The 25,483-nt window shown below is 61.0% G+C and carries 19 protein-coding genes, 4 tRNA genes and 1 rRNA gene; 23 read left to right on the plus strand and 1 reads right to left on the minus strand.

The window, feature by feature from the left end:
• Nucleotides 1-37 precede the first annotated feature (37 nt).
• Nucleotides 38-150: ribosomal RNA gene (rrf, locus tag FOZ70_RS32685) — 5S ribosomal RNA — on the plus strand.
• A gap of 1,208 nt (nucleotides 151-1,358) precedes the next feature.
• On the opposite strand, the gene FOZ70_RS32690 is transcribed toward rrf, so the two are convergent.
• Nucleotides 1,359-1,616: a hypothetical protein gene (locus FOZ70_RS32690; protein WP_111999004.1), complete on the minus strand. Its 258-nt coding sequence runs from the start codon at nucleotides 1,614-1,616 to the stop codon at nucleotides 1,359-1,361.
• A 687-nt stretch (nucleotides 1,617-2,303) separates the two neighbouring features.
• Between FOZ70_RS32690 and FOZ70_RS32695 the strand changes: the two genes are divergently transcribed.
• The 22 genes from FOZ70_RS32695 to rplW all read left to right on the plus strand — a co-directional run bounded on the left by FOZ70_RS32695 (nucleotide 2,304) and on the right by rplW (nucleotide 25,482).
• Nucleotides 2,304-2,389, plus strand: a tRNA-Tyr gene (locus FOZ70_RS32695).
• 43 nt (nucleotides 2,390-2,432) lie between these two features.
• Nucleotides 2,433-2,506: transfer RNA gene (locus tag FOZ70_RS32700), tRNA-Gly, on the plus strand.
• A 24-nt stretch (nucleotides 2,507-2,530) separates the two neighbouring features.
• Nucleotides 2,531-2,605: transfer RNA gene (locus FOZ70_RS32705), tRNA-Thr, on the plus strand.
• Between the two features lie 69 nt (nucleotides 2,606-2,674).
• The gene (tuf, locus tag FOZ70_RS32710; RefSeq protein ID WP_006482910.1) at nucleotides 2,675-3,865 is read left to right on the plus strand and encodes an elongation factor Tu; all 1,191 of its coding nucleotides are present in this window, start codon (nucleotides 2,675-2,677) and stop codon (nucleotides 3,863-3,865) included.
• A 59-nt stretch (nucleotides 3,866-3,924) separates the two neighbouring features.
• A tRNA-Trp gene (locus FOZ70_RS32715) sits at nucleotides 3,925-4,000 on the plus strand.
• Nucleotides 4,001-4,043: 43 nt separating this feature from the next.
• Nucleotides 4,044-4,424 carry a preprotein translocase subunit SecE gene (gene secE, locus FOZ70_RS32720; protein ID WP_006482892.1) on the plus strand — a complete coding sequence of 127 codons (381 nt, stop codon included), beginning with the start codon at nucleotides 4,044-4,046 and terminating at the stop codon, nucleotides 4,422-4,424.
• Between the two features lies 1 nt (nucleotide 4,425).
• Entirely contained in the window at nucleotides 4,426-4,983 is a 558-nt protein-coding gene (gene nusG, locus FOZ70_RS32725; protein WP_006400672.1) for a transcription termination/antitermination protein NusG, read from the plus strand.
• 141 nt (nucleotides 4,984-5,124) lie between these two features.
• The gene (gene rplK, locus FOZ70_RS32730; RefSeq protein ID WP_006477201.1) at nucleotides 5,125-5,556 is read left to right on the plus strand and encodes a 50S ribosomal protein L11; all 432 of its coding nucleotides are present in this window, start codon (nucleotides 5,125-5,127) and stop codon (nucleotides 5,554-5,556) included.
• The gene (rplA, locus tag FOZ70_RS32735) at nucleotides 5,557-6,255 is read left to right on the plus strand and encodes a 50S ribosomal protein L1 (RefSeq protein ID WP_006482906.1); all 699 of its coding nucleotides are present in this window, start codon (nucleotides 5,557-5,559) and stop codon (nucleotides 6,253-6,255) included.
• Nucleotides 6,256-6,564: 309 nt separating this feature from the next.
• Nucleotides 6,565-7,062, plus strand: coding sequence for a 50S ribosomal protein L10 (gene rplJ / locus FOZ70_RS32740; RefSeq protein WP_021161756.1), 498 nt, complete (start codon nucleotides 6,565-6,567; stop codon nucleotides 7,060-7,062).
• A gap of 63 nt (nucleotides 7,063-7,125) precedes the next feature.
• The gene (rplL, locus tag FOZ70_RS32745) at nucleotides 7,126-7,500 is read left to right on the plus strand and encodes a 50S ribosomal protein L7/L12 (RefSeq protein WP_021161757.1); all 375 of its coding nucleotides are present in this window, start codon (nucleotides 7,126-7,128) and stop codon (nucleotides 7,498-7,500) included.
• A 377-nt stretch (nucleotides 7,501-7,877) separates the two neighbouring features.
• The gene (rpoB, locus tag FOZ70_RS32750) at nucleotides 7,878-11,984 is read left to right on the plus strand and encodes a DNA-directed RNA polymerase subunit beta (RefSeq protein ID WP_027788581.1); all 4,107 of its coding nucleotides are present in this window, start codon (nucleotides 7,878-7,880) and stop codon (nucleotides 11,982-11,984) included.
• Between the two features lie 21 nt (nucleotides 11,985-12,005).
• Complete coding sequence (gene rpoC, locus FOZ70_RS32755) at nucleotides 12,006-16,253, plus strand: DNA-directed RNA polymerase subunit beta' (protein WP_021161759.1); 4,248 nt, start codon at nucleotides 12,006-12,008, stop codon at nucleotides 16,251-16,253.
• Between the two features lie 317 nt (nucleotides 16,254-16,570).
• A complete protein-coding gene (recQ, locus tag FOZ70_RS32760) occupies nucleotides 16,571-18,418 on the plus strand; it encodes a DNA helicase RecQ (RefSeq protein ID WP_021161761.1) in 1,848 nt (615 codons plus the stop codon).
• 227 nt (nucleotides 18,419-18,645) lie between these two features.
• Nucleotides 18,646-19,026 carry a 30S ribosomal protein S12 gene (gene rpsL / locus FOZ70_RS32765; protein WP_006400662.1) on the plus strand — a complete coding sequence of 127 codons (381 nt, stop codon included), beginning with the start codon at nucleotides 18,646-18,648 and terminating at the stop codon, nucleotides 19,024-19,026.
• 172 nt (nucleotides 19,027-19,198) lie between these two features.
• Nucleotides 19,199-19,669, plus strand: coding sequence for a 30S ribosomal protein S7 (gene rpsG / locus FOZ70_RS32770; protein ID WP_006477195.1), 471 nt, complete (start codon nucleotides 19,199-19,201; stop codon nucleotides 19,667-19,669).
• A 123-nt stretch (nucleotides 19,670-19,792) separates the two neighbouring features.
• Entirely contained in the window at nucleotides 19,793-21,895 is a 2,103-nt protein-coding gene (gene fusA / locus FOZ70_RS32775) for an elongation factor G (RefSeq protein WP_021161762.1), read from the plus strand.
• A 39-nt stretch (nucleotides 21,896-21,934) separates the two neighbouring features.
• Nucleotides 21,935-23,125, plus strand: coding sequence for an elongation factor Tu (gene tuf, locus FOZ70_RS32780; protein WP_057056448.1), 1,191 nt, complete (start codon nucleotides 21,935-21,937; stop codon nucleotides 23,123-23,125).
• Nucleotides 23,126-23,410: 285 nt separating this feature from the next.
• A complete protein-coding gene (rpsJ, locus tag FOZ70_RS32785; protein ID WP_004199280.1) occupies nucleotides 23,411-23,722 on the plus strand; it encodes a 30S ribosomal protein S10 in 312 nt (103 codons plus the stop codon).
• A 178-nt stretch (nucleotides 23,723-23,900) separates the two neighbouring features.
• Nucleotides 23,901-24,551, plus strand: coding sequence for a 50S ribosomal protein L3 (gene rplC / locus FOZ70_RS32790; RefSeq protein WP_006482922.1), 651 nt, complete (start codon nucleotides 23,901-23,903; stop codon nucleotides 24,549-24,551).
• Entirely contained in the window at nucleotides 24,551-25,171 is a 621-nt protein-coding gene (rplD, locus tag FOZ70_RS32795) for a 50S ribosomal protein L4 (RefSeq protein WP_006477192.1), read from the plus strand. The genes rplC and rplD overlap by 1 nt, the downstream gene beginning before the upstream one ends.
• Nucleotides 25,168-25,482: a 50S ribosomal protein L23 gene (gene rplW, locus FOZ70_RS32800; protein WP_004199275.1), complete on the plus strand. Its 315-nt coding sequence runs from the start codon at nucleotides 25,168-25,170 to the stop codon at nucleotides 25,480-25,482. Before rplD ends, rplW begins: the two co-directional genes overlap by 4 nt.
• The last annotated feature ends 1 nt before the right edge of the window (nucleotide 25,483 follow it).

Here is a 25,483-nt window from a genome sequence, read left to right on the forward strand (position 1 = left end):
TGGTTGTGCTGCGAAGCCAGCGCAACAACCCTCTTTGCCTGATGACCATAGCGAGTCGGTCCCACCCCTTCCCATCCCGAACAGGACCGTGAAACGACTCTACGCCGATGATAGTGCGGATTCCCGTGTGAAAGTAGGTAATCGTCAGGCTCCCTAAGCCAGAAACCCCCGCCCGACAAGGCGGGGGTTTTTGCATTTCGGCGGCGGAAATGCGTGAGTGATCGGGATCGGTGGCATGGCTGCTGCTCGAGCTGGGGCCGGGGTGCCGATTCTCCAGGATGCCTTTGCGAGACTGACGAAGATCAGACCGATCGGGTTGGCCTTGCACCGCTCGCTGGCGCCGACCAAGACCCGCCATCCAAACATCCATCCACTTGCTGTTCACGAAGACGACGATCGGATCGAGTCGCGACTCCACCGCATTTCTGACCACGTCTCGTCATGGCCAGGAGTGGCATGGCCAGTTGCACGAATACCCGTTATTGTGCGCAGTTTCTCTGCGTATTGAGCACTTCTCCGCCCAAAACCACCGTTGCCGTATCCGAGGGGCACGCCCGGCGGTTCCCGTTACGCCATGAGCCATCAGTGTGACCTGGGCAGCGAGTGGCGAAAATCCGCCGTTCGGCGTCCTTATATGTCAAAAGCTCCAGGCGACTACTGCCAATCGAGCGCACGAAGTCAGGTTTTGTTCAGGACGGCATCTTGTAGCGATCTAGGCTTGTTTGTTTCTCAACTCGTCGCATCTTCTCTCAAATCGATCCGTGCAAAGAAGATGGGGCGCTTTCGGCGTGCCACATGGAAGTCGTTGATACATAGCGCGAACCGGACATACTCGAGTTCCTCAACCAGATGGCATCAAAAATTCGCGCCGTTTCTTTTGATGGGCACAGGCCGGCCGTCTTGAAACACGCAGACTTCTTCGATGAGCGAATAGCCGGTGCCGCGAAAGCAGTCCCGACTTTCGCCTATCGACGCGAAGGGCGTGCCCCCGCATCGACGCCAGTAGATCGCGCCCTGCCTGGGGTATCCAGATCGCAGAGTGCGGAGCCATTGCCTGGCGCGAACCGGCGCGTCGTATTCAGGCCTTGATCCCCGGTCCGCGCGCGCAAAGTGGGGCAGCTCGCAGCGGTCGTAGAAGAGCGGAAGTTGCAGGCCTGCTTTCTCGCGTCTTCGGATCGATGCTGTGCGGAAAATGCGCAGGCGTCGAATCTTGCACAAGTATCTGCGTTCAGCTGCTCGAGGCGGGCGTCGTACGGGCATGGGGGATGTCTTGCATATGCGGCGGAATCGCCTCGATAGGTCGGCCAGACGCTGATGTTGGTCGGCTTGCGCGGGGGCGAAGTGCAGTCGCCCACGCGCTAAAGAACGTGCGCCGAGATTGCCGCGGCAAATCTGCGCGGCAGCTCCCGGCACGGCCGTATGTCGTTGCTGTCGATGAAGGCTGGGCAGCAGGATTCGTCTGTCGACGCGTCATCACCGGCGCCGGCGGCAATGAAGTACATGGCGGCATCGTTGATCAGCCATGCATAGGCGACCGCATCCTGACTCCACGAGGGTGCCTTGGTCGCCCCGGCGTGTACCGAACCGAGGCCCTTGGCATTGCGCGTGAGCTTCAATCTTTCATATGCGACGGCGCGGCTGCTACCGGGTGTCCCGGGGCGTGGCTATCAGCCAGCGCCTCCTGACGGGTCCAGGCGATCGTGCTTGGGCGACACTGGCGTCTGTCGGCCGGGCGGCGTGTGCGGTCAAAACCATGAAGGACGGAAAAAGATCACGCAGACGCATGAGGATCCGAACCAGGGCGGGCAGGTGGCTCGGGATAGTACGGTTCCCCTGTCTCTGAAGCCGGCAAAGCCCAGCGCCGCCATCGCGATTTCTCGTTGGCAGCGTTGCTCAAACTTATGATGCGATTGCTGGAAAGCGTTCGAAAGTCGTGTCACGTCAATCGCTGGCGGGTCGGGCCAGACAACCCTAGAAACCAGCAATGGACTCCCGGGAGGCATCTAAAAACAGATCATGGCAGCCGCCCGGCACGAAATTTGCGGAAATTTTGCATCTACCCGCTTGGCAGAGTGCTCAAGAGATCGTATGATGGCGGTCTTTCGTTTTCAGCGCAGATGCAGATCGACGCTGAAAGCGGGGTCTGGCGAAGATGTGACGCTGATCGGTAGGACCCATGCTTGCCTTAGCCGGGCAAGGGCGGGAGATCGGTGGTCAGGCAGGTATCGGGAAGAGGATGAAAATAATCTTCCGGATGTGCTTGACAGGGGTGCGATGTACCCCCATAATCGTCAGTTCTCTACGGAGGGGTGCCCGAGTGGCTAAAGGGGGCAGACTGTAAATCTGTTGGCTTACGCCTACGTTGGTTCGAATCCAACCTCCTCCACCAAGATATCAGCGCAGTGAGCGGTAAGGAATCGTTTGTGGCCCGTGCGGGTGTAGCTCAATGGTAGAGCAGAAGCCTTCCAAGCTTACGACGAGGGTTCGATTCCCTTCACCCGCTCCAGACCGCGAAGTTGAAGCGTAAAGCGCCCATGTGGCTCAGTGGTAGAGCACTCCCTTGGTAAGGGAGAGGTCGGCAGTTCGATCCTGCCCATGGGCACCAGCAGTAAAAAGTCAGTGTCTTGTTGTTTGCGCGCGGCGCAACCTGTGAAATTCCTTTTGGGAGTTGAAAATGGCCAAGGAAAAGTTTGAGCGGACCAAGCCGCACGTGAACGTTGGTACGATTGGTCACGTTGACCACGGCAAGACGACGCTGACGGCAGCGATCACGACGGTTCTGACGAAGAAGTTCGGCGGCGAAGCGAAGGCGTACGACCAGATCGACGCGGCACCGGAAGAAAAGGCGCGCGGCATCACGATCAACACGGCACACGTCGAGTACGAAACGGCTAACCGCCACTACGCACACGTCGACTGCCCGGGCCACGCTGACTATGTGAAGAACATGATCACGGGCGCAGCGCAGATGGACGGCGCGATCCTGGTTTGCTCGGCAGCAGACGGCCCGATGCCGCAAACGCGTGAGCACATCCTGCTGGCGCGTCAGGTTGGCGTTCCGTACATCATCGTGTTCCTGAACAAGTGCGACATGGTGGACGACGCTGAACTGCTCGAGCTGGTCGAGATGGAAGTTCGCGAACTCCTGTCGAAGTACGACTTCCCGGGCGACGACACGCCGATCGTGAAGGGTTCGGCAAAGCTGGCGCTGGAAGGCGACACGGGCGAGCTGGGCGAAGTGGCGATCATGAGCCTGGCAGACGCGCTGGACACGTACATCCCGACGCCGGAGCGTGCAGTTGACGGCGCGTTCCTGATGCCGGTGGAAGACGTGTTCTCGATCTCGGGCCGTGGTACGGTGGTGACGGGTCGTGTCGAGCGCGGCATCGTGAAGGTCGGCGAGGAAATCGAAATCGTCGGTATCAAGCCGACGGTGAAGACGACCTGCACGGGCGTTGAAATGTTCCGCAAGCTGCTGGACCAAGGTCAGGCAGGCGACAACGTCGGTATCCTGCTGCGCGGCACGAAGCGTGAAGACGTGGAGCGTGGCCAGGTTCTGGCGAAGCCGGGTTCGATCACGCCGCACACGCACTTCACGGCTGAAGTGTACGTGCTGAGCAAAGACGAAGGCGGCCGTCACACGCCGTTCTTCAACAACTACCGTCCGCAGTTCTACTTCCGTACGACGGACGTGACGGGCTCGATCGAGCTGCCGAAGGACAAGGAAATGGTGATGCCGGGCGACAACGTGTCGATCACGGTGAAGCTGATTGCTCCGATCGCGATGGAAGAAGGTCTGCGCTTCGCAATCCGTGAAGGCGGCCGTACGGTCGGCGCTGGCGTCGTCGCCAAGATCATCGAGTAAGCCAGTTATTCGTTGGTCGACAGTTTTGGGGCTGGCAACAGCCAGCCCCAGTATGGTTTAGGGGTATAGCTCAACTGGCAGAGCGTCGGTCTCCAAAACCGAAGGTTGGGGGTTCGATTCCCTCTGCCCCTGCCAAAAAATAGCCACGTGTCCTACGTGGCATTTGTTTTAAGGTGTTATGGCGAATCCATCCGTCGAAACTGTAAATACCTCCGGCGATAAGCTGATGCTGGCCCTGGGCGTATTGCTGGTCTTGGCCGGATTCGTGGGCTTCTTCTGGCTGGCCAATCAGCAGTGGTATGTCCGCGGTGCCGCGTTGGCGGTAGGGATCATCGCCGGCGTGGCCGTCGGGCTGATGTCCGCCCCTGGCAAGAGCCTCATCGCCTTTGCCAAGGATTCGTACAAGGAAGTCCGGAAGGTCGTTTGGCCCACCCGCAAAGAAGCAACGCAAACCACACTCGTCGTGTTCGGTTTCGTGCTTGTGATGGCGATTTTCCTCTGGTTGAGTGACAAATCGATCGAATGGGTGATTTTCTCGGCGATTCTGGGTTGGAAATGATATGAGCGATACTCCGGCATCCCCGAGCGGAAAGCGTTGGTACGTCGTGCACGCCTACTCCGGTATGGAGAAGAGCGTGCAACGTGCGCTTCAGGAGCGCATCGAACGTGCAGGCATGCAGGACAAATTCGGTCAGATCCTGGTTCCGACCGAAGAAGTGGTCGAAGTCAAAGGCGGTCACAAGGCGGTAACCGAGCGTCGATTCTTCCCCGGCTACGTGCTGGTGGAGATGGAAATGACGGACGAAACGTGGCACCTCGTGAAGAACACCGCGAAGGTTACCGGTTTCGTTGGCGGTGCACGTAACCGCCCGACCCCGATTTCCCCGAAGGAAGTCGAGAAGATCATGTCGCAGATGCAGGAAGGCGTCGAGAAGCCGCGCCCGAAGACCCTGTTCGAAGTCGGCGAGATGGTGCGTGTGAAGGAAGGCCCGTTCACGGACTTCAACGGTACCGTCGAAGAAGTCAACTACGAAAAATCGCGCGTGCGTGTGTCGGTCACCATCTTTGGCCGATCCACCCCGGTCGAACTCGAGTTCGGCCAGGTTGAAAAAGTTTGATCCCGATTCGGTGGGCAGCCTCGGCTGCCCACCTTCGCGCTTACGGCCCGCGTCATGGCCGTTGAGGAGCGTCAGTAGCCAGAGGCGAAAGCGCGTTATCACTCACCGAACGCCCTTCCGGCGTTCCAATGAGGTTCACAAATGGCAAAGAAGATTATCGGCTTTATCAAGCTGCAGATCCCTGCAGGTAAAGCCAACCCGTCGCCGCCGGTCGGTCCGGCACTGGGCCAGCGCGGCCTGAACATCATGGAGTTCTGCAAGGCGTTCAACGCGCAGACTCAAGGCATGGAGCCGGGTCTGCCGGTGCCGGTGGTCATCACGGCATTCGCTGACAAGAGCTTCACGTTCGTGATGAAGACGCCGCCGGCGACCGTCCTGATCAAGAAGGCGGCGAAGGTGGACAAGGGCTCGAGCAAGCCGCACACCGACAAGGTCGGTTCGATCACGCGCGCTCAAGCCGAAGAAATCGCGAAGACCAAGATGCCGGACCTTACGGCAGCTGATCTGGACGCAGCCGTTCGCACCATCGCTGGTAGCGCACGCTCGATGGGCATCACTGTGGAGGGCGTGTAAATGGCTAAGATCTCCAAGCGCCGTCAGGCATTTGCCGCCAAGGTCGATCGTCAGAAGCTGTACGCGATCGAAGACGCACTGAGCCTCGTGAAGGAATGCGCGAGCGCGAAGTTCGACGAGTCGATCGACGTCGCAGTCCAGCTCGGCATCGATGCGAAGAAGTCGGACCAGGTCGTTCGTGGTTCGGTCGTTCTGCCGGCAGGTACGGGCAAGTCGGTTCGCGTTGCCGTGTTCGCACAAGGCGAGAAGGCCGAGCAAGCTCGTGCAGCAGGTGCGGAAATCGTCGGTATGGAAGACCTGGCCGAGCAGATCAAGGCTGGCCAGATGGACTTCGACATCGTGATCGCTTCGCCGGACACGATGCGTATCGTCGGTACGCTGGGTCAGATCCTCGGCCCGCGCGGCCTGATGCCGAACCCGAAGGTCGGTACGGTCACGCCGGACGTCGCAACCGCCGTCAAGAACGCGAAGGCTGGTCAGGTGCAATTCCGTGTCGACAAGGCCGGTATCATCCACGCGACCATCGGCCGCGCATCGTTCGAGCCGACCGCACTGCGTTCGAACCTGTCGGCGCTGATCGAAGCGCTGCAGAAGGCAAAGCCGGCAACGAGCAAGGGCGTCTACCTGCGCAAGATCGCACTGTCGAGCACGATGGGCGTCGGCGTGCGTGTCGACCAGGCTACGCTGGCAGCACAGTAAGCAAGTATTCGGGCCGCTTCGTTCGCGAAGCGGCCTACATGGGCTTTGGGCGGTTGTTCGTGCAGGCAAGGCGGGCAACCGGTTATCAAAGACCGTTGGTGGGGCGCAGCAGTCAGGTGATCCCTTAATTCAAGCCAACGCAGATGGCGAACCCGAAAAAGTTTTGCAGTGGTGAAGCCCCAGGCCGTGAAGCGATTCGCGGCATGAGGTGGAAATACTCCTAACGAGGTCGGACGCCGTTGTTGAACGAGGTACGTGAGGTTTCGGCCATGCCGGCCACGCCGAACGTATCGTTTCTGGAGGCTAACCGTGCCGCTTAATAGAGAAGACAAGCAAGCCGTCGTCGCTGAGGTTTCCGCGCAAGTCGCGAAGGCCCAGACCGTTGTGCTGGCTGAGTATCGTGGAATTGCGGTTGGCGATCTGACCAAGCTGCGCGCGAAAGCGCGCGAGCAACAGGTTTACCTGCGCGTGTTGAAGAACACGCTGGCGCGCCGCGCCGTTGAAGGTACGCCGTTTGCTCCGCTGGCAGAGCAGATGACTGGCCCGTTGATCTACGGCATCTCGGAAGATGCAATTGCTGCTGCTAAGGTCGTCAACGACTTCAGCAAGAGCAATGACAAGTTGGTCATCAAGGCTGGTTCGTTCGATGGCAAGGTGATGGACAAGGCTGGCGTGCAAGCGCTGGCAAGCATCCCGAGCCGCGAAGAACTGCTCTCGAAGCTGCTGTTCGTTATGCAATCGCCTGTTTCGGGCTTCGCGCGTGCCCTGGCCGCGCTGGCAGAGAAGAAGCAAGCGGAAGCTGCGTAATCGAACGTGCATCAGCGTCATTGATCGCTGGCTGTATCCGAATTCAATTTAGGAGTATTTCAAATGGCAATCGCAAAAGAAGACATCCTGGCAGCAGTCGAAGGGATGACCGTTCTGGAACTGAACGAACTGGTCAAGGCGTTCGAAGAGAAGTTTGGCGTGTCGGCAGCTGCAGTGGCAGTCGCTGGCCCGGCAGGCGGCGGCGCTGCTGCTGCTGCAGAAGAGAAGACCGAATTCACGGTCGTTCTGGCTGAAGCAGGCAGCAACAAGGTTGCAGTCATCAAGGCAGTTCGCGAACTGACGGGCCTGGGCCTGAAGGAAGCGAAGGACGTCGTTGACGGCGCACCGAAGGCTGTCAAGGAAGGCGTCGACAAGGCTGCTGCTGAAGAAGCCAAGAAGAAGCTGGAAGAAGCTGGCGCGAAGGTCGAAGTCAAGTAAGTTTCGGCGCGCTGTGCGAAGGCTGGCGGTATTTTCACCGCCGGCCTTTTTGTGCTTTGTGGGGACGTTATTCTGGCACTCATTCGGGAGCCCGAATAATCGGCCCCAGAAGCCAAAGAAAACCGCCTGATCGTTGTGATTGGTCACGAATGGCGGTTCTCTTTGTCTTCTGAAGCGACTGCAGAAGGCAAGTTTGGTCGGGTAGCGGGCAACACAGGCATCCGCTGCCGTCAGCCAGCGGTTGGTAGCGGCCAACCACCAAGCTTCTCGGCTCGTTCAAGCCGTCGGACGGCCATCGGGTCTCAGTCGGTGAACACTCGGGTTTGAAACGTCCAGGTATTCCGCCTCGATAGCACCCGCCGTGATTCGGAGATCGTATGCAATATTCCTTCACCGAGAAGAAGCGCATTCGCAAGAGTTTCGCGAAGCGCCCCATCGTTCACCAAGTTCCTTTCTTGCTGGCTACCCAGCTTGAATCATTCAGCACGTTTCTGCAAGCCGATGTGCCGGCCACGCAACGCAAGCCTGAAGGTTTGCAGGCCGCGTTCACATCGGTATTTCCCATTGTTTCGCACAACGGCTTTGCGCGCCTCGAGTTCGTGAGCTACGCGTTGTCCGCGCCGGCATTCAACATCAAGGAATGCCAGCAGCGCGGCCTGACGTACTGCTCCGCGCTGCGCGCGAAGGTCCGCCTTGTCATCCTCGACAAGGAATCGCCGAACAAGCCGGTCGTCAAGGAAGTGAAAGAGCAGGAAGTGTACATGGGCGAAATTCCGCTCATGACGCCGACGGGCTCGTTCGTCATCAACGGCACCGAGCGTGTCATCGTCTCGCAGCTGCACCGTTCGCCGGGCGTGTTCTTCGAACACGACAAGGGCAAGACGCACAGCTCGGGCAAGCTGCTGTTCTCGGCACGGATCATTCCGTACCGCGGCTCGTGGCTCGACTTCGAATTCGATCCGAAGGACATCCTGTACTTCCGCGTCGACCGTCGCCGCAAGATGCCGGTCACGATCCTGCTGAAGGCCATCGGCCTGACGCCGGAACAGATCCTCGCGAACTTCTTCGTGTTCGACAACTTCACGCTGATGGACGAAGGCGCGCAACTCGAGTTCGTGCCCGAGCGCCTGCGTGGTGAAGTCGCGCGTTTCGACATCACGGATCGTGATGGCAAGGTCATCGTCCAGAAGGACAAGCGGATCAACGCGAAGCACATTCGCGATCTCGAAGCCGCGAAGACCAAGTTCATCTCGGTGCCGGAAGACTATCTGCTCGGCCGCGTGCTGGCGAAGAACGTCGTCGACGGCGACACCGGCGAAGTGATCGCGAGCGCGAACGACGAAGTCACGGAAAGCGTGCTCGAGAAGCTGCGCGAAGCGGGCATCAAGGACATCCAGACGCTCTACACGAACGACCTGGACCAGGGCCCGTACATCTCGTCGACGCTGCGTGTCGACGAAACGACCGACAAGACGGCCGCGCGCATCGCGATCTACCGCATGATGCGTCCGGGCGAGCCGCCGACCGAAGAAGCGGTCGAGGCGCTGTTCAACCGTCTGTTCTACAGCGAAGAAGCGTACGACCTGTCGAAGGTCGGCCGCATGAAGTTCAACCGCCGCGTCAGCCGTGACGAGATCACCGGCCCGATGACGCTGCAGGACGACGACATCCTCGCGACGATCAAGATCCTCGTCGAGCTGCGCAACGGCAAGGGCGAAGTGGACGACATCGACCACCTCGGCAACCGTCGCGTGCGTTGCGTCGGCGAACTGGCGGAAAACCAGTTCCGCGCTGGTCTCGTGCGTGTCGAGCGCGCGGTCAAGGAACGCCTCGGCCAGGCCGAAAGCGAAAACCTGATGCCGCACGACCTGATCAACTCGAAGCCGATTTCGTCGGCGATCCGCGAGTTCTTCGGTTCGTCGCAGCTGTCGCAGTTCATGGACCAGACCAACCCGCTGTCGGAAATCACGCACAAGCGCCGTGTTTCCGCACTGGGCCCGGGCGGTCTGACGCGCGAACGCGCAGGCTTCGAAGTTCGTGACGTGCACCCGACCCACTATGGCCGCGTGTGCCCGATCGAAACGCCGGAAGGTCCGAACATCGGCCTGATCAACTCGCTCGCACTGTACGCGCACCTGAACGAGTACGGCTTCCTCGAGACGCCGTACCGCAAGGTCGTGGACAGCAAGGTGACCGACCAGATCGACTACCTGTCGGCGATCGAGGAAGGCCGTTACATGATCGCTCAGGCGAACGCCGCGATCGACGAGAACGGCACGCTGATCGACGAACTCGTGTCGTCGCGTGAAGCCGGCGAAACGATGATGGTTACGCCGGACCGTATCCAGTACATGGACGTCGCGCCGTCGCAGATCGTGTCGGTGGCAGCCTCGCTGATTCCGTTCCTCGAGCACGACGATGCGAACCGTGCACTGATGGGTTCGAACATGCAGCGTCAGGCCGTGCCGTGTCTGCGTCCGGAAAAGCCGGTCGTCGGGACGGGCATCGAGCGCACCTGCGCGGTCGACTCGGGTACGACGGTTCAGGCGTTCCGCGGCGGTGTGGTCGACTACGTCGACGCAGGCCGTATCGTGATTCGCGTGAACGACGACGAAGCGGTCGCGGGTGAAGTCGGTGTCGACATCTACAACCTGATCAAGTACACGCGTTCGAACCAGAACACGAACATCAACCAGCGTCCGATCGTGAAGATGGGCGACAAGGTCTCGCGCGGCGACGTGCTGGCCGACGGCGCCTCGACGGACCTGGGCGAGCTCGCGCTCGGCCAGAACATGCTGATCGCGTTCATGCCGTGGAACGGCTACAACTTCGAAGACTCGATCCTGATCTCGGAGAAGGTGGTTGCGGACGATCGCTACACGTCGATCCACATCGAAGAGCTGAACGTCGTTGCACGCGACACGAAGCTCGGGCCGGAAGAAATCACGCGCGACATCTCGAACCTGGCGGAAGTCCAGCTCGGCCGTCTCGACGAATCGGGCATCGTGTACATCGGTGCTGAAGTCGAAGCAGGCGACGTGCTGGTCGGCAAGGTCACGCCGAAGGGCGAGACCCAGCTGACGCCGGAAGAGAAGCTGCTGCGCGCGATCTTCGGCGAGAAGGCTTCGGACGTGAAGGACACGTCGCTGCGCGTGCCGTCGGGCATGAGCGGTACCGTGATCGACGTCCAGGTGTTCACGCGTGAAGGCATCCAGCGCGACAAGCGTGCGCAACAGATCATCGACGACGAACTGAAGCGCTACCGTCTCGACCTGAACGACCAGCTGCGCATCGTGGAAGGCGACGCGTTCCAGCGTCTCGCGCGCATGCTCGTGGGCAAGGTCGCGAACGGCGGTCCGAAGAAGCTCGCGAAGGGCACGAAGATCGACCAGGCTTACCTGGAAGACCTCGACCACTACCACTGGTTCGACATCCGCCTCGCGGACGACGAAGCAGCGGCATCGCTCGAAGCGATCAAGAACTCGATCGAAGAGAAGCGTCACCAGTTCGACCTCGCGTTCGAAGAGAAGCGCAAGAAGCTCACGCAAGGCGACGAACTGCCGCCGGGCGTGCTGAAGATGGTCAAGGTGTACCTCGCGGTGAAGCGCCGTCTGCAGCCTGGCGACAAGATGGCAGGCCGTCACGGTAACAAGGGTGTCGTGTCGAAGATCGTCCCGATCGAAGACATGCCGTACATGGCTGACGGCCGTCCGGCAGACGTCGTGCTGAACCCGCTGGGCGTTCCGTCGCGGATGAACGTGGGTCAGGTTCTGGAAGTGCACCTCGGCTGGGCCGCGAAGGGCCTCGGCTGGCGTATCGGCGAAATGCTGCAGCGTCAGGCGAAGATCGAGGAACTGCGCGTGTTCCTGACGAAGATCTACAACGAGTCGGGCCGCCAGGAAGACCTGGAAAGCTTCACCGACGACGAGATCCTCGAACTCGCGAAGAACCTGCGCGAAGGCGTGCCGTTCGCGACGCCGGTGTTCGACGGTGCGACCGAGGAAGAAATGGGCAAGATGCTCGACCTCGCGTTCCCGGACGACATCGCCGAACAGCTCGGCATGAACCCGTCGAAGAACCAGGTCCGTCTGTACGACGGCCGCACGGGTGAAATGTTCGAGCGTCGCGTGACGCTGGGCTACATGCACTACCTGAAGCTGCACCACTTGGTCGACGACAAGATGCACGCGCGTTCGACCGGCCCGTACTCGCTCGTCACGCAGCAGCCGCTGGGTGGTAAGGCGCAGTTCGGTGGCCAGCGTTTCGGTGAAATGGAAGTGTGGGCACTCGAAGCGTACGGCGCGTCCTACGTGCTGCAGGAAATGCTGACGGTGAAGTCGGATGACGTGACCGGCCGGACGAAGGTGTACGAAAACCTCGTCAAGGGCGATCACGTGATCGATGCAGGCATGCCGGAATCCTTCAACGTGCTCGTGAAGGAAATCCGCTCGCTCGGTATCGACATCGATCTCGACCGCAATTAATCGGACTACGGAGAGAAAGCAATGAAAGCTCTGCTCGATCTATTCAAGCAAGTCCAACAGGAAGAAGTTTTCGACGCGATCAAGATCGGTCTGGCTTCGCCTGACAAGATCCGTTCGTGGTCGTTCGGCGAAGTGAAGAAGCCGGAGACCATCAACTACCGTACGTTCAAGCCGGAACGCGATGGTCTCTTCTGCGCGAAGATCTTCGGGCCGATCAAGGACTACGAGTGCCTGTGCGGCAAGTACAAGCGCCTGAAGCACCGCGGCGTGATCTGCGAGAAGTGCGGCGTCGAAGTGACGCTGGCGAAGGTGCGTCGCGAACGGATGGGCCACATCGAGCTGGCCTCGCCGGTCGCGCACATCTGGTTCCTGAAGTCGCTGCCGTCGCGTCTGGGCATGGTGCTCGACATGACGCTGCGCGACATCGAACGCGTGCTGTACTTCGAAGCGTACGTGGTGATCGAACCGGGCATGACGCCGCTGAAGGCGCGGCAGATCATGACCGAAGAGGATTACTACAACAAGGTCGAGGAATACGGCGACGAATTCCGCGCCGAAATGGGCGCGGAAGGCGTGCGTGAACTGCTGCGCGCGATCAACATCGACGAGCAGGTCGAGACGCTGCGCACCGAGCTGAAGAACACCGGCTCGGAAGCGAAGATCAAGAAGTACGCGAAGCGCCTGAAGGTCCTCGAGGCATTCCAGCGCTCGGGCATCAAGCCCGAGTGGATGATCCTCGAAGTGCTGCCGGTGCTGCCGCCGGAACTGCGTCCGCTCGTGCCGCTGGACGGCGGCCGTTTCGCGACGTCGGACCTGAACGACCTGTACCGCCGCGTGATCAACCGTAACAACCGGTTGAAGCGCCTGCTCGAGCTGAAGGCACCTGAAATCATCGTCCGCAACGAAAAGCGGATGCTGCAGGAAGCCGTCGACTCGCTGCTCGACAACGGTCGTCGCGGCAAGGCGATGACCGGCGCGAACAAGCGTCCGCTGAAGTCGCTCGCCGACATGATCAAGGGCAAGGGCGGCCGTTTCCGTCAGAACCTGCTGGGCAAGCGCGTCGACTACTCGGGCCGTTCGGTCATCGTGGTCGGCCCGACGCTGAAGCTGCACCAGTGCGGTCTGCCGAAGCTGATGGCGCTCGAGCTGTTCAAGCCGTTCATCTTCAACAAGCTGGAAGTGATGGGCGTCGCGACGACCATCAAGGCTGCGAAGAAGGAAGTCGAGAACCAGACGCCGGTGGTGTGGGACATCCTCGAAGAGGTGATCCGCGAGCACCCGGTGATGCTGAACCGTGCGCCGACGCTGCACCGTCTCGGTATCCAGGCGTTCGAGCCGGTGCTGATCGAAGGCAAGGCAATTCAGCTGCACCCGCTCGTCTGCGCGGCGTTCAACGCCGACTTCGACGGTGACCAGATGGCCGTTCACGTGCCGCTGTCGCTCGAAGCGCAGATGGAAGCGCGTACGCTGATGCTGGCGTCGAACAACGTGCTGTTCCCGGCCAACGGCGATCCGTCGATCGTGCCGTCGCAGGATATCGTGCTGGGTCTGTACTACGCGACCCGCGAAGCGGTCAACGGCAAGGGCGAAGGCCTGTCGTTCACGGGCGTGTCGGAAGTGATCCGCGCGTACGAGAACAAGGAAGTCGAGCTCGCATCGCGCGTCAACGTGCGGATCACCGAAATGGTCCACAACGAAGACACGTCGGAAGGCGCGCCGCCGTTCGTGCCGAAGATCTCGCTGTACGCGACGACCGTCGGCCGCGCGATCCTGTCGGAGATCCTGCCGCACGGCCTGCCGTTCTCGGTGCTGAACAAGCCGCTGAAGAAGAAGGAAATCTCGCGCCTGATCAACACGGCGTTCCGCAAGTGCGGTCTGCGCGCGACGGTGGTGTTTGCCGACCAGCTGATGCAGTCGGGTTTCCGTCTCGCGACGCGTGCCGGCATTTCGATCTGCGTGGACGACATGCTCGTGCCGCCGCAGAAGGAAACGATCGTCGGCGACGCCGCGAAGAAGGTGAAGGAGTACGACCGCCAGTACATGTCGGGTCTCGTCACCGCCCAGGAACGCTACAACAACGTGGTCGACATCTGGTCGGCAACGTCGGAAGCGGTCGGCAAGGCGATGATGGAGCAGCTGTCGACGGAGCCGGTGACGGACCGCGACGGCAACGAGACGCGCCAGGAGTCGTTCAACTCGATCTACATGATGGCCGACTCGGGCGCCCGGGGTTCGGCGGTTCAGATTCGTCAGCTGGCCGGTATGCGTGGCCTGATGGCGAAGCCGGACGGCTCGATTATCGAGACGCCGATTACCGCGAACTTCCGCGAAGGTCTGAACGTGTTGCAGTACTTCATCTCGACCCACGGTGCACGTAAGGGTCTGGCTGACACGGCACTGAAGACCGCGAACTCGGGTTACCTGACGCGTCGTCTCGTCGACGTCACGCAGGATCTGGTCGTCGTGGAAGACGATTGCGGCACGTCGAACGGCGTAGCGATGAAGGCACTCGTCGAAGGCGGTGAAGTCGTCGAGGCGCTGCGCGACCGTATCCTCGGCCGCGTTGCGGTTGCGGACGTCGTGAACCCGGAAACGCAGGAAACGGTGTACGAATCGGGCACGCTGCTCGACGAAACGGCGGTCGAGGAAATCGAACGCCTCGGCATCGACGAAGTGCGCGTGCGCACGCCGCTGACCTGCGAAACGCGCTACGGTCTGTGTGCGTCGTGCTACGGCCGTGACCTCGGCCGCGGCTCGCTCGTGAACGTCGGCGAAGCAGTCGGCGTGATCGCGGCACAGTCGATCGGTGAACCGGGCACGCAGCTGACGATGCGTACGTTCCACATCGGTGGTGCGGCATCGCGTGCGGCAGTCGCTTCGTCGGTCGAAGCGAAGAGCAACGGTATCGTCCGCTTCACGGCGACGATGCGTTACGTCACGAACGCGAAGGGCGAGCAGATCGTCATTTCCCGTTCGGGCGAAGCGATGATCACCGACGATTTCGGTCGCGAGCGCGAGCGTCACAAAGTGCCGTACGGCGCGACGCTGCTGCAGCTCGACGGCGCGACGATCAAGGCCGGCACGCAGCTCGCCACGTGGGATCCGCTGACGCGTCCGATCATCACCGAGTACGGTGGTACGGTGAAGTTCGAGAACGTCGAGGAAGGCGTGACCGTCGCGAAGCAGATCGACGACGTGACCGGCCTGTCGACGCTGGTCGTGATCGACGTGAAGCGTCGTGGTTCGCAGGCTTCGAAGAGCGTGCGTCCGCAGGTCAAGCTGCTCGACGCGAACGGCGACGAAGTGAAGATTCCGGGCACGGAGCACGCGGTGCAGATCGGCTTCCAGGTCGGCGCACTGATCACCGTGAAGGATGGTCAGCAGGTGCAGGTCGGTGAAGTGCTCGCACGTATCCCGACGGAAGCGCAGAAGACGCGTGACATTACCGGCGGTCTGCCGCGGGTGGCGGAACTGTTCGAAGCGCGTTCGCCGAAGGATGCCGGCATTCTCGCGGAAGTCACCGGTACGACGTCGTTCGGTAAGGACACGAAGGGCAAGCAGCGTCTCGTCATCACGGATCTCGAGGGCAACCAGCACGAGTTCCTGATCGCGAAGGAAAAGCAGGTTCTGGTTCACGATGCACAGGTCGTCAACAAGGGCGAAATGATCGTGGACGGTCCGGCCGATCCGCACGACATCCTGCGTCTGCAGGGTATCGAGGCGCTGTCGCGCTACATCGTCGACGAAGTGCAGGACGTGTATCGTCTGCAGGGCGTGAAGATCAACGACAAGCACATCGAGGTGATCGTTCGCCAGATGCTGCGTCGTGTGCAGATCACCGACAACGGCGATACGCGCTTCATCCCGGGCGAACAGGTCGAGCGTTCCGACATGCTGGACGAGAACGATCGCATGATCGCCGAGGACAAGCGTCCGGCTTCGTACGACAACGTGCTGCTCGGTATCACGAAGGCATCGCTGTCGACCGACTCGTTCATCTCCGCGGCGTCGTTCCAGGAAACGACCCGCGTGCTGACCGAAGCGGCGATCATGGGCAAGCGCGACGATCTGCGCGGCCTGAAGGAAAACGTGATCGTCGGCCGCCTGATCCCGGCCGGTACGGGTCTCGCGTTCCACAAGGCACGCAAGGCGAAGGAATCGTCGGATCGCGAGCGTTTCGACCAGATCGCAGCGGAAGAGGCGTTCGATTTCGGCACGCCGAGCACGCCGGCTGCGGAAGAGCCGCAACAGCACCCGGCAGCCGAGTAAGCGCGGGCGGCGCGAGCCGCTTTGCCTCACCACGCTGTCACCGAGACCGCCCGGTTTTGCCGGGCGGTTTTTTTTCATCTGTCGTTCGCGTGCATGACGCGCCTGTGCCGTGCCGGCCTCGCTTGCTCGCGACGGACGTGCGGCCTGACTGCCAGCGCCGCCGAAGCCGTCGCAATCACTTGCGGCGCGGTCGTGGCAGGCTCGTCATGCACGCGAACGAACCCTGGCCGAATGGCCAAAACCGCACGATTCGCCCCGCGTCCCGCGAGCGGGTTGTTAAAATTGCGGTCATCGTCCAGCCGTCCCCGTCCTCTTCCATGTCCCGCGCCCTCGAAATCCTCGACGAAGTATTTGGTTATCCCGCTTTTCGCGGCCAGCAGGGCGAAATCGTCGAACACGTCGCCGGCGGCGGCGATTGTCTCGTGCTGATGCCGACCGGCGGCGGCAAGTCGCTGTGCTATCAGATTCCGGCGCTGCTGCGTCGCGAGGCCGGGCAGGGTGCCGGTATCGTCGTGTCGCCGCTGATCGCGCTGATGCAGGACCAGGTCGCCGCACTGAGCGAAGTGGGCGTGCGCGCGGCGTACCTGAACTCGACACTGTCGGGCGCCGAGGCCGCGGCGACCGAGCGGGCGCTGCGTGAAGGCGAAATCGACCTGCTGTATGTCGCGCCCGAACGGCTGATGACGGGGCGCTTCCTCGACCTGCTCGAGCGCGCGAAGATCGGCCTGTTCGCGATCGACGAAGCGCACTGCGTGTCGCAATGGGGGCACGATTTCCGCCCGGAATACATCCAGCTGTCGGTGCTGCACGAGCGATTTCCGTCGGTGCCGCGCATCGCATTGACCGCGACGGCCGATGCGATCACGCGCGACGAGATCATCCACCGTCTCGCGCTCGACGACGCGCGCGTGTTCGTGTCGAGCTTCGACCGCCCGAACATCCGCTACCGGATCGTCGAAAAGGACAACGCGCGATCGCAGCTGCTCGATTTCATCCGAGCCGAACACACGAATGCCGACGGCACGACGGATGCGGGTGTCGTCTATTGCCTGTCGCGTCGCAAGGTCGAGGAAACGGCCGAATGGCTGAAGGCGCAAGGCGTGCGTGCGCTGCCGTATCACGCGGGGATGGAGTTCGAGGTGCGGCAGAAGCACCAGGAAATGTTCCAGCGCGAGGAAGGCATCGTGATGTGCGCGACGATCGCGTTCGGCATGGGCATCGACAAGCCGGACGTGCGCTTCGTCGCGCACCTCGATCTGCCGAAGAGCGTCGAAGGCTACTACCAGGAAACGGGCCGCGCCGGCCGCGACGGGATGCCCGCGAATGCGTGGATGGCCTATGGGCTCGGCGACGTCGTCCAGCAGCGCAAGATGATCGACGAATCGGATGCGGACGACGCACACAAGCGCGTCCAGACGTCGAAGCTCGACGCGCTGCTCGGGCTGTGCGAGACGATCTCGTGCCGCCGCGTGCGGCTGCTGAACTACTTCGGCGAGGAGAGCAAGCCGTGCGGCAACTGCGATACGTGCCTCGAGCCGCCCGCGTCATGGGACGCGACGCGTGAGGCGCAGATGGCGCTGTCGTGCGTGTTCCGCGCGCAGCGCGCGAGCGGCTTCAATTTCGGCTCGAGCCACCTGATCGAGATCCTGCGCGGCGGGCGCACCGAGAAGGTGTTGCAGCGGGGCCACGACCAGCTGACGACGTTCGGGATCGGCGCGTCGCTGTCGGAGCCCGAGTGGCGCGCGATATTTCGGCAGCTCGTCGCGTACGGCTACCTGGCGGTCGATCACGGCGGCTTCGGTGCGCTCGTGCTGACCGAGGCAGCGAAGCCGGTGTTGAAGAACGAGGAGAAGGTCACGCTGCGCCGCTATGTGAAGCCGCAGCGCACGCGCCAGTCGTCGGGCCGCAGCGGCACGCGCGTCGACCCGACCGCCGGCATGGGCACGCGCGAGCGCGCAAGGTGGGATGCGCTGCGCGCGTGGCGCGCGGAAACGGCGAAGACAGACGGCGTGCCGGCCTACGTGATCTTCCACGACGCGACGCTCGCCGAGATCGCACGCAACGCGCCGGAGACGATCGACGACCTGCGCCATATCCCCGGCATGGGGGTGCGCAAGCTGGAGCGCTTCGGCGACGAGATCATCGACGTCGTCGAGTCTGCCTGACACAGGCGTTCCGACCCTTCCGGTAAACCACGCGTCCGGCCGACGAATCACGCAAGCCGTTGACTTAGTTGGTATTTCCGGAATATGATGCTGGGTTCCGGTATTCGGTGGGCCGAGTTGCGTTCGAAAGCTCGCACCCGTTTCGCCGGTTCGGAAGTCAACTGTGCGCCGATTCTCGCTTTGCCCGAAATCGATGTGCAGATTTTGTTCAATTTCAGGAATAAACAATGCCAACCATCAACCAACTGGTTCGCAAAGGCCGTCAGTCGGAAACGACGAAGAGCAAGAGCCCGGCCCTGCAGGACTGCCCCCAGCGTCGCGGCGTGTGCACCCGTGTGTACACGACGACGCCGAAGAAGCCGAACTCGGCACTCCGTAAGGTCGCCAAGGTTCGTCTGACGAACGGCTTCGAAGTGATTTCGTACATCGGCGGTGAAGGCCACAACCTGCAGGAACACTCGGTTGTGCTGATCCGCGGCGGCCGTGTGAAGGACTTGCCGGGTGTGCGTTACCACATGGTTCGCGGCTCGCTGGATACCCAGGGCGTCAAGGACCGTAAGCAAGCGCGCTCGAAGTACGGCGCGAAGCGTGCAAAGGCTGCCAAGTAAGCAGTTTTTGATCAGGGATCGCCGCAGGGCGGTCAAGGCGGGAGTGCCGGATTGCCGGTGCTGTCGAGTAAGTGGTCACCCGGCCAAGCTGGTTAGTCGTGAAGATGTGATCGGGTTTGTTGGTGGCCGCGGAGCTGGAACCAGCTCCAACTGAACAAGTAAAGGAAGAATCATGCCGCGTCGTCGCGAAGTCCCCAAGCGGGAAGTGTTGCCGGATCCGAAGTTCGGTAACGTTGATGTAGCCAAGTTCATGAACATGCTGATGCTGTCCGGCAAGAAGTCGGTCGCAGAGCGCATCGTTTATGGCGCATTCGAACAGATCCAGACCAAGGGTGGCAAGGACCCGCTGGAAGTGTTCACGGTTGCGCTCAACAACGTCAAGCCGGTGGTCGAAGTGAAGAGCCGTCGCGTTGGTGGTGCCAACTATCAAGTTCCGGTCGAAGTGCGCCCGTCGCGTCGTATGGCATTGGCGATGCGCTGGCTGCGTGAGGCTGCGAAGAAGCGCAGCGAGAAGTCGATGGCTCTGCGTCTGGCAGGTGAACTCTCCGAAGCGGCCGAAGGCCGTGGCGGCGCGATGAAGAAGCGCGATGAAGTTCACCGCATGGCAGAAGCCAACCGCGCGTTCTCGCATTTCCGTTTCTAAGCGCCTGGCTGGGCTGTTTGCGGAAATAAATTCCGGGCGGGTGCGCTTTTCAGGCGCCTCGCCCGTTTGTGTTGAAGCATGATGCAGCAGGGCTGCATCGTGTCATCCCAGTAGAGGATCAAAGTGGCTCGCAAGACTCCTATCGAGCGCTACCGCAATATCGGTATTAGCGCTCACATCGACGCCGGCAAAACGACGACGACCGAGCGCATTCTGTTTTACACCGGTGTGAACCACAAGATCGGTGAAGTCCACGACGGCGCAGCCACGATGGACTGGATGGAGCAGGAACAGGAGCGTGGCATCACGATCACGTCCGCTGCTACCACGGCCTTCTGGAAGGGCATGGGCGGCAACTATCCGGAACACCGCATCAACATCATCGACACCCCGGGCCACGTCGACTTCACGATCGAAGTGGAGCGTTCGATGCGCGTGCTCGACGGCGCGTGCATGGTGTACTGCGCAGTGGGCGGCGTGCAGCCGCAGTCGGAAACGGTGTGGCGCCAGGCTAACAAGTACAAGGTGCCGCGTCTTGCGTTCGTCAACAAGATGGACCGTACCGGCGCGAACTTCTTCAAGGTCTACGACCAGCTCCGTCTGCGCCTGAAGGCGAACCCGGTTCCGGTCGTGGTGCCGATCGGCGCGGAAGAAAACTTCAAGGGCGTCGTCGACCTGATCAAGATGAAGGCGATCATTTGGGACGAAGCGTCGCAAGGCACGAAGTTCGACTACGTCGACATCCCGGCCGAGCTCGCAGAGACCTGCAAGGAATGGCGCGAAAAGATGGTCGAAGTGGCTGCTGAAGCCAGCGAAGACCTGATGAACAAGTACCTGGAAGAAGGCGATCTGCCGGAAGCCGACATCGTCAAGGCGCTGCGTGATCGTACGATCGCGTGCGAAATCCAGCCGATGCTGTGCGGTACCGCGTTCAAGAACAAGGGCGTGCAGCGTATGCTCGACGCCGTGATCGACTTCCTGCCGTCGCCGGTCGACATCCCGCCGGTCAAGGGCGAGCTCGAAAACGGTGAAGAAGCTGAGCGCAAGGCGTCGGACGACGAGAAGTTCTCGTCGCTCGCGTTCAAGATCATGACCGACCCGTTCGTCGGCCAGCTGATCTTCTTCCGTGTGTACTCGGGCGTCGTCAACTCGGGCGACACGCTGCTGAACTCGACCAAGGGCAAGAAGGAACGCCTCGGCCGTATTCTGCAGATGCACGCGAACCAGCGTGAAGAAATCAAGGAAGTCCGTGCAGGCGACATCGCTGCTGCGGTCGGCCTGAAGGAAGCGACCACTGGCGACACGCTGTGCGATCCGGCAAACCCGATCGTGCTCGAGCGCATGGTGTTCCCGGAGCCGGTGATTTCGCAGGCTGTCGAACCGAAGACCAAGGCTGACCAGGAAAAGATGGGCCTGGCGCTGAACCGTCTGGCACAGGAAGATCCGTCGTTCCGCGTGCAGACCGACGAAGAGTCGGGCCAGACCATCATTTCGGGCATGGGCGAGCTCCACCTCGAAATTCTGGTCGACCGGATGAAGCGTGAATTCGGCGTGGAAGCGACCGTCGGCAAGCCGCAGGTTGCATACCGCGAAACGATCCGTTCGACGGCGAAGGACGTCGACGGCAAGTTCGTCAAGCAGTCGGGTGGTCGCGGCCAGTACGGTCACGCGGTCATCACGCTCGAGCCGAACGAACAAGGCAAGGGCTACGAGTTCTTCGACGAGATCAAGGGTGGTGTGATTCCGCGTGAATACATCCCGGCGGTCGACAAGGGTATCCAGGACACGCTGAAGTCGGGCGTGCTCGCCGGCTTCCCGGTCGTTGACGTGAAGGTTCACCTGACGTTCGGTTCGTACCACGACGTTGACTCGAACGAAAACGCGTTCCGCATGGCCGGTTCGATGGCGTTCAAGGAAGCAATGCGGAAGGCGAACCCGGTCGTCCTCGAGCCGATGATGGCTGTCGAAGTCGAGACGCCGGAAGACTACATGGGCAACGTGATGGGCGACCTGTCGGGCCGTCGCGGTATCGTCCAGGGCATGGAAGACATGGTTGGCGGCGGCAAGATCGTGCGCGCCGAAGTGCCGCTGTCGGAAATGTTCGGCTATTCGACGTCGCTGCGCTCGCTGACGCAAGGTCGTGCAACGTACACGATGGAGTTCAAGCACTACGCTGAAGCTCCGCGCAACGTTGCTGATGCGATCATCAGCGCGAAGTCGAAGTAATTCGCTATCTCAATCGATAATTTTTGAAAGAAGAGAATCATGGCAAAAGGTAAATTCGAGCGGACCAAGCCGCACGTGAACGTTGGTACGATTGGTCACGTTGACCACGGCAAGACGACGCTGACGGCAGCGATCACGACGGTTCTGACGAAGAAGTTCGGCGGCGAAGCGAAGGCGTACGACCAGATCGACGCGGCACCGGAAGAAAAGGCACGCGGCATCACGATCAACACGGCACACGTCGAGTACGAAACGGCTAACCGCCACTACGCACACGTCGACTGCCCGGGCCACGCTGACTATGTGAAGAACATGATCACGGGCGCAGCGCAGATGGACGGCGCGATCCTGGTTTGCTCGGCAGCAGACGGCCCGATGCCGCAAACGCGTGAGCACATCCTGCTGGCGCGTCAGGTTGGTGTTCCGTACATCATCGTGTTCCTGAACAAGTGCGACATGGTGGACGACGCTGAACTGCTCGAGCTGGTCGAGATGGAAGTTCGCGAACTCCTGTCGAAGTACGACTTCCCGGGCGACGACACGCCGATCGTGAAGGGTTCGGCCAAGCTGGCGCTGGAAGGCGACACGGGCGAGCTGGGCGAAGTGGCGATCATGAGCCTGGCAGACGCGCTGGACACGTACATCCCGACGCCGGAGCGTGCAGTTGACGGCGCGTTCCTGATGCCGGTGGAAGACGTGTTCTCGATCTCGGGCCGTGGTACGGTGGTGACGGGTCGTGTCGAGCGCGGCATCGTGAAGGTCGGCGAAGAAATCGAAATCGTCGGTATCAAGCCGACGGTGAAGACGACCTGCACGGGCGTTGAAATGTTCCGCAAGCTGCTGGACCAAGGTCAGGCAGGCGACAACGTCGGTATCCTGCTGCGCGGCACGAAGCGTGAAGACGTGGAGCGTGGCCAGGTTCTGGCGAAGCCGGGTTCGATCACGCCGCACACGCACTTCACGGCTGAAGTGTACGTGCTGAGCAAGGACGAAGGCGGCCGTCACACGCCGTTCTTCAACAACTACCGTCCGCAGTTCTACTTCCGTACGACGGACGTGACGGGCTCGATCGAGCTGCCGAAGGACAAGGAAATGGTGATGCCGGGCGACAACGTGTCGATCACGGTGAAGCTGATTGCTCCGATCGCGATGGAAGAAGGTCTGCGCTTCGCAATCCGTGAAGGCGGCCGTACGGTCGGCGCTGGCGTCGTCGCCAAGATCCTCGACTAAGATCGACGATCCGCGGGTCCTTCCGGGATCCGCGATCCCGCGGTATGCAGTTGTACCGTCGAAACCGGGTGTTCAGCTTGCGCTGGCACCCGGTTTTTCTTTATGGGGTGCTGCCACACACATTGACAAACCCGCACCACCTCTCCGATTTTTCGTGTAGAATCGCGGGCTTAGCAGTGGAAGTGCCGTTCGGAACCTGTCGCTTCGCTCCCCGCAGGCAGCAGGTTTCGCGTTCTTTTAGTGTCCGGCGGTGCAACATCGCCTCGCTCTTTTCAAGGAATCGTCATGCAGCAACAGAAAATCCGCATTCGCCTGAAGGCTTTCGACTATCGTCTGATCGATCAATCGGCTGCCGAAATCGTCGATACCGCGAAGCGGACTGGCGCAATCGTCCGTGGCCCGGTGCCGCTGCCGACGCGCATTCAGCGTTTTGACATCCTGCGTTCGCCGCACGTCAACAAGACGTCGCGCGATCAGCTCGAAATCCGTACACACCAGCGCCTGATGGACATCGTCGATCCGACCGACAAGACGGTTGACGCGCTGATGAAGCTCGACCTGCCGGCTGGCGTCGACGTGGAAATCAAGCTGCAGTAAGGCTTTCGGCGCCTTCCGGCTTGCCGGGTGGCGCTAAGTCTTTGTATTGCTTGCGGAAATCGAGAAGTCGGGCTATACTGCTTGGCTTTTCGCGTATTCGCGTAAAAAAGTTGGGCCTTGCGTGCCCGGCATTTTGTAAATCAGCCCCGACCAATCGCAGTCGGGAATGGAGAAAATGATGAGCCTTGGACTCGTAGGTCGCAAGGTTGGCATGACCCGTATCTTCACGGCTGAAGGGGATTCGATTCCCGTCACCGTGCTGGACGTGTCGGACAACCGCGTGACGCAGATCAAGACTGTTGAAACCGACGGCTACACGGCCGTGCAGGTTGCATTCGGCTCCCGTCGTGCATCGCGCGTGACGAAGCCGCTGGCAGGTCATCTCGCCAAAGCCGGTGTCGAAGCCGGTGAAATCCTCAAGGAATTCCGCATTGACGCGGCCAAGGCAGCTGAGCTGTCGAATGGCGCCGTGGTCGGTGCTGATCTTTTCGAAGTGGGCCAGAAGGTCGACGTGCAAGGCGTGTCGATCGGTAAGGGCTACGCCGGTACGATCAAGCGTTACAACTTCTCCTCCGGCCGTGCGACGCACGGTAACTCGCGCTCGCACAACGTGCCGGGCTCGATCGGTATGGCGCAGGATCCGGGTCGTGTTTTCCCGGGTAAACGCATGACGGGTCACATGGGTGACGTGACGGTGACGGTGCAGAACCTCGAAATCGCTCGTATCGACGCAGAGCGCAAGCTGCTGCTCGTGAAGGGTGCGATTCCGGGCGCGAAGGGCGGCAAGGTCTTCGTGACGCCGGCCGTCAAGACCAAGGGGGCGAAATAATGGAACTCAAGCTCCTGAACGAAAATGGTCAGGAAGGTGCAGTGGTCAACGCATCGGACGTCGTGTTCGGTCGTGACTACAACGAAGCGCTGATCCACCAGGTCGTCGTCGCTTACCAGGCGAATGCTCGCCAGGGTAACCGCGCACAGAAGGACCGTGAGCAAGTCAAGCACACGACCAAGAAGCCGTGGCGCCAGAAGGGTACGGGCCGTGCTCGTGCCGGTATGTCGTCGAGCCCGCTGTGGCGTGGCGGTGGTCGTATCTTCCCGAATTCGCCGGAAGAAAACTTCTCGCACAAGGTCAACAAGAAGATGCATCGCGCAGGTCTCTGCTCGATCTTCTCGCAGCTGGCCCGTGAAGGCCGTCTGTCGGTCGTCGAGGACATCATCCTCGAAGCGCCGAAGACCAAGCTGCTGGCCGACAAATTCAAGACCATGGGTCTCGACTCCGTGCTGATCATCACCGACACGGTCGACGAGAACCTGTACCTGGCTTCGCGCAACCTGCCGCACGTGGCGATTGTCGAGCCGCGCTACGCTGACCCGCTGTCGCTGATCTACTTCAAGAAAGTGCTGGTCACGAAGGCTGCGGTCGCCCAGATCGAGGAGTTGCTGTCATGAGCGAGATTCGCAAGAACGATCATCGTTTGATGCAGGTCCTGCTCGCACCGGTGATCTCGGAAAAGGCGACGCTGGTTGCCGACAAGAACGAGCAAGTCGTGTTCGAAGTCGCACCGGATGCCACGAAGCAGGAAGTGAAGGCGGCTGTCGAGCTGCTGTTCAAGGTTGAAGTTGATTCGGTCAACGTGCTGGTTCAGAAGGGCAAGCAAAAGCGCTTCGGCCGTTCGATGGGCCGCCGCAAGGACGTGAAGAAGGCGTACGTTTGCCTGAAGCCCGGCCAGGAAATCAACTTTGAAGCGGAGGCCAAGTAAT

It is taken from the genome of Burkholderia sp. COPS (genome assembly GCF_019425585.1).
In the GTDB taxonomy this organism is placed as follows: Bacteria; Pseudomonadota; Gammaproteobacteria; order Burkholderiales; family Burkholderiaceae; genus Burkholderia; species Burkholderia cepacia.

Bases quoted from the DNA above. Each gene is read 5' to 3' on its own strand.
- tuf (WP_006482910.1), top strand. From the start codon at position 2,675: ATGGCCAAGGAAAAGTTTGAGCGGACCAAGCCGCACGTGAACGTTGGT.
- secE (WP_006482892.1), top strand. From the start codon at position 4,044: ATGGCGAATCCATCCGTCGAAACTGTAAATACCTCCGGCGATAAGCTG.
- nusG (WP_006400672.1), top strand. From the start codon at position 4,426: ATGAGCGATACTCCGGCATCCCCGAGCGGAAAGCGTTGGTACGTCGTG.
- rplK (WP_006477201.1), top strand. From the start codon at position 5,125: ATGGCAAAGAAGATTATCGGCTTTATCAAGCTGCAGATCCCTGCAGGT.
- rplA (WP_006482906.1), top strand. From the start codon at position 5,557: ATGGCTAAGATCTCCAAGCGCCGTCAGGCATTTGCCGCCAAGGTCGAT.
- rplL (WP_021161757.1), top strand. From the start codon at position 7,126: ATGGCAATCGCAAAAGAAGACATCCTGGCAGCAGTCGAAGGGATGACC.
- rpoB (WP_027788581.1), top strand. From the start codon at position 7,878: ATGCAATATTCCTTCACCGAGAAGAAGCGCATTCGCAAGAGTTTCGCG.
- rpoC (WP_021161759.1), top strand. From the start codon at position 12,006: ATGAAAGCTCTGCTCGATCTATTCAAGCAAGTCCAACAGGAAGAAGTT.
- recQ (WP_021161761.1), top strand. From the start codon at position 16,571: ATGTCCCGCGCCCTCGAAATCCTCGACGAAGTATTTGGTTATCCCGCT.
- rpsL (WP_006400662.1), top strand. From the start codon at position 18,646: ATGCCAACCATCAACCAACTGGTTCGCAAAGGCCGTCAGTCGGAAACG.
- rpsG (WP_006477195.1), top strand. From the start codon at position 19,199: ATGCCGCGTCGTCGCGAAGTCCCCAAGCGGGAAGTGTTGCCGGATCCG.
- tuf (WP_057056448.1), top strand. From the start codon at position 21,935: ATGGCAAAAGGTAAATTCGAGCGGACCAAGCCGCACGTGAACGTTGGT.
- rpsJ (WP_004199280.1), top strand. From the start codon at position 23,411: ATGCAGCAACAGAAAATCCGCATTCGCCTGAAGGCTTTCGACTATCGT.
- rplC (WP_006482922.1), top strand. From the start codon at position 23,901: ATGAGCCTTGGACTCGTAGGTCGCAAGGTTGGCATGACCCGTATCTTC.
- rplD (WP_006477192.1), top strand. From the start codon at position 24,551: ATGGAACTCAAGCTCCTGAACGAAAATGGTCAGGAAGGTGCAGTGGTC.
- rplW (WP_004199275.1), top strand. From the start codon at position 25,168: ATGAGCGAGATTCGCAAGAACGATCATCGTTTGATGCAGGTCCTGCTC.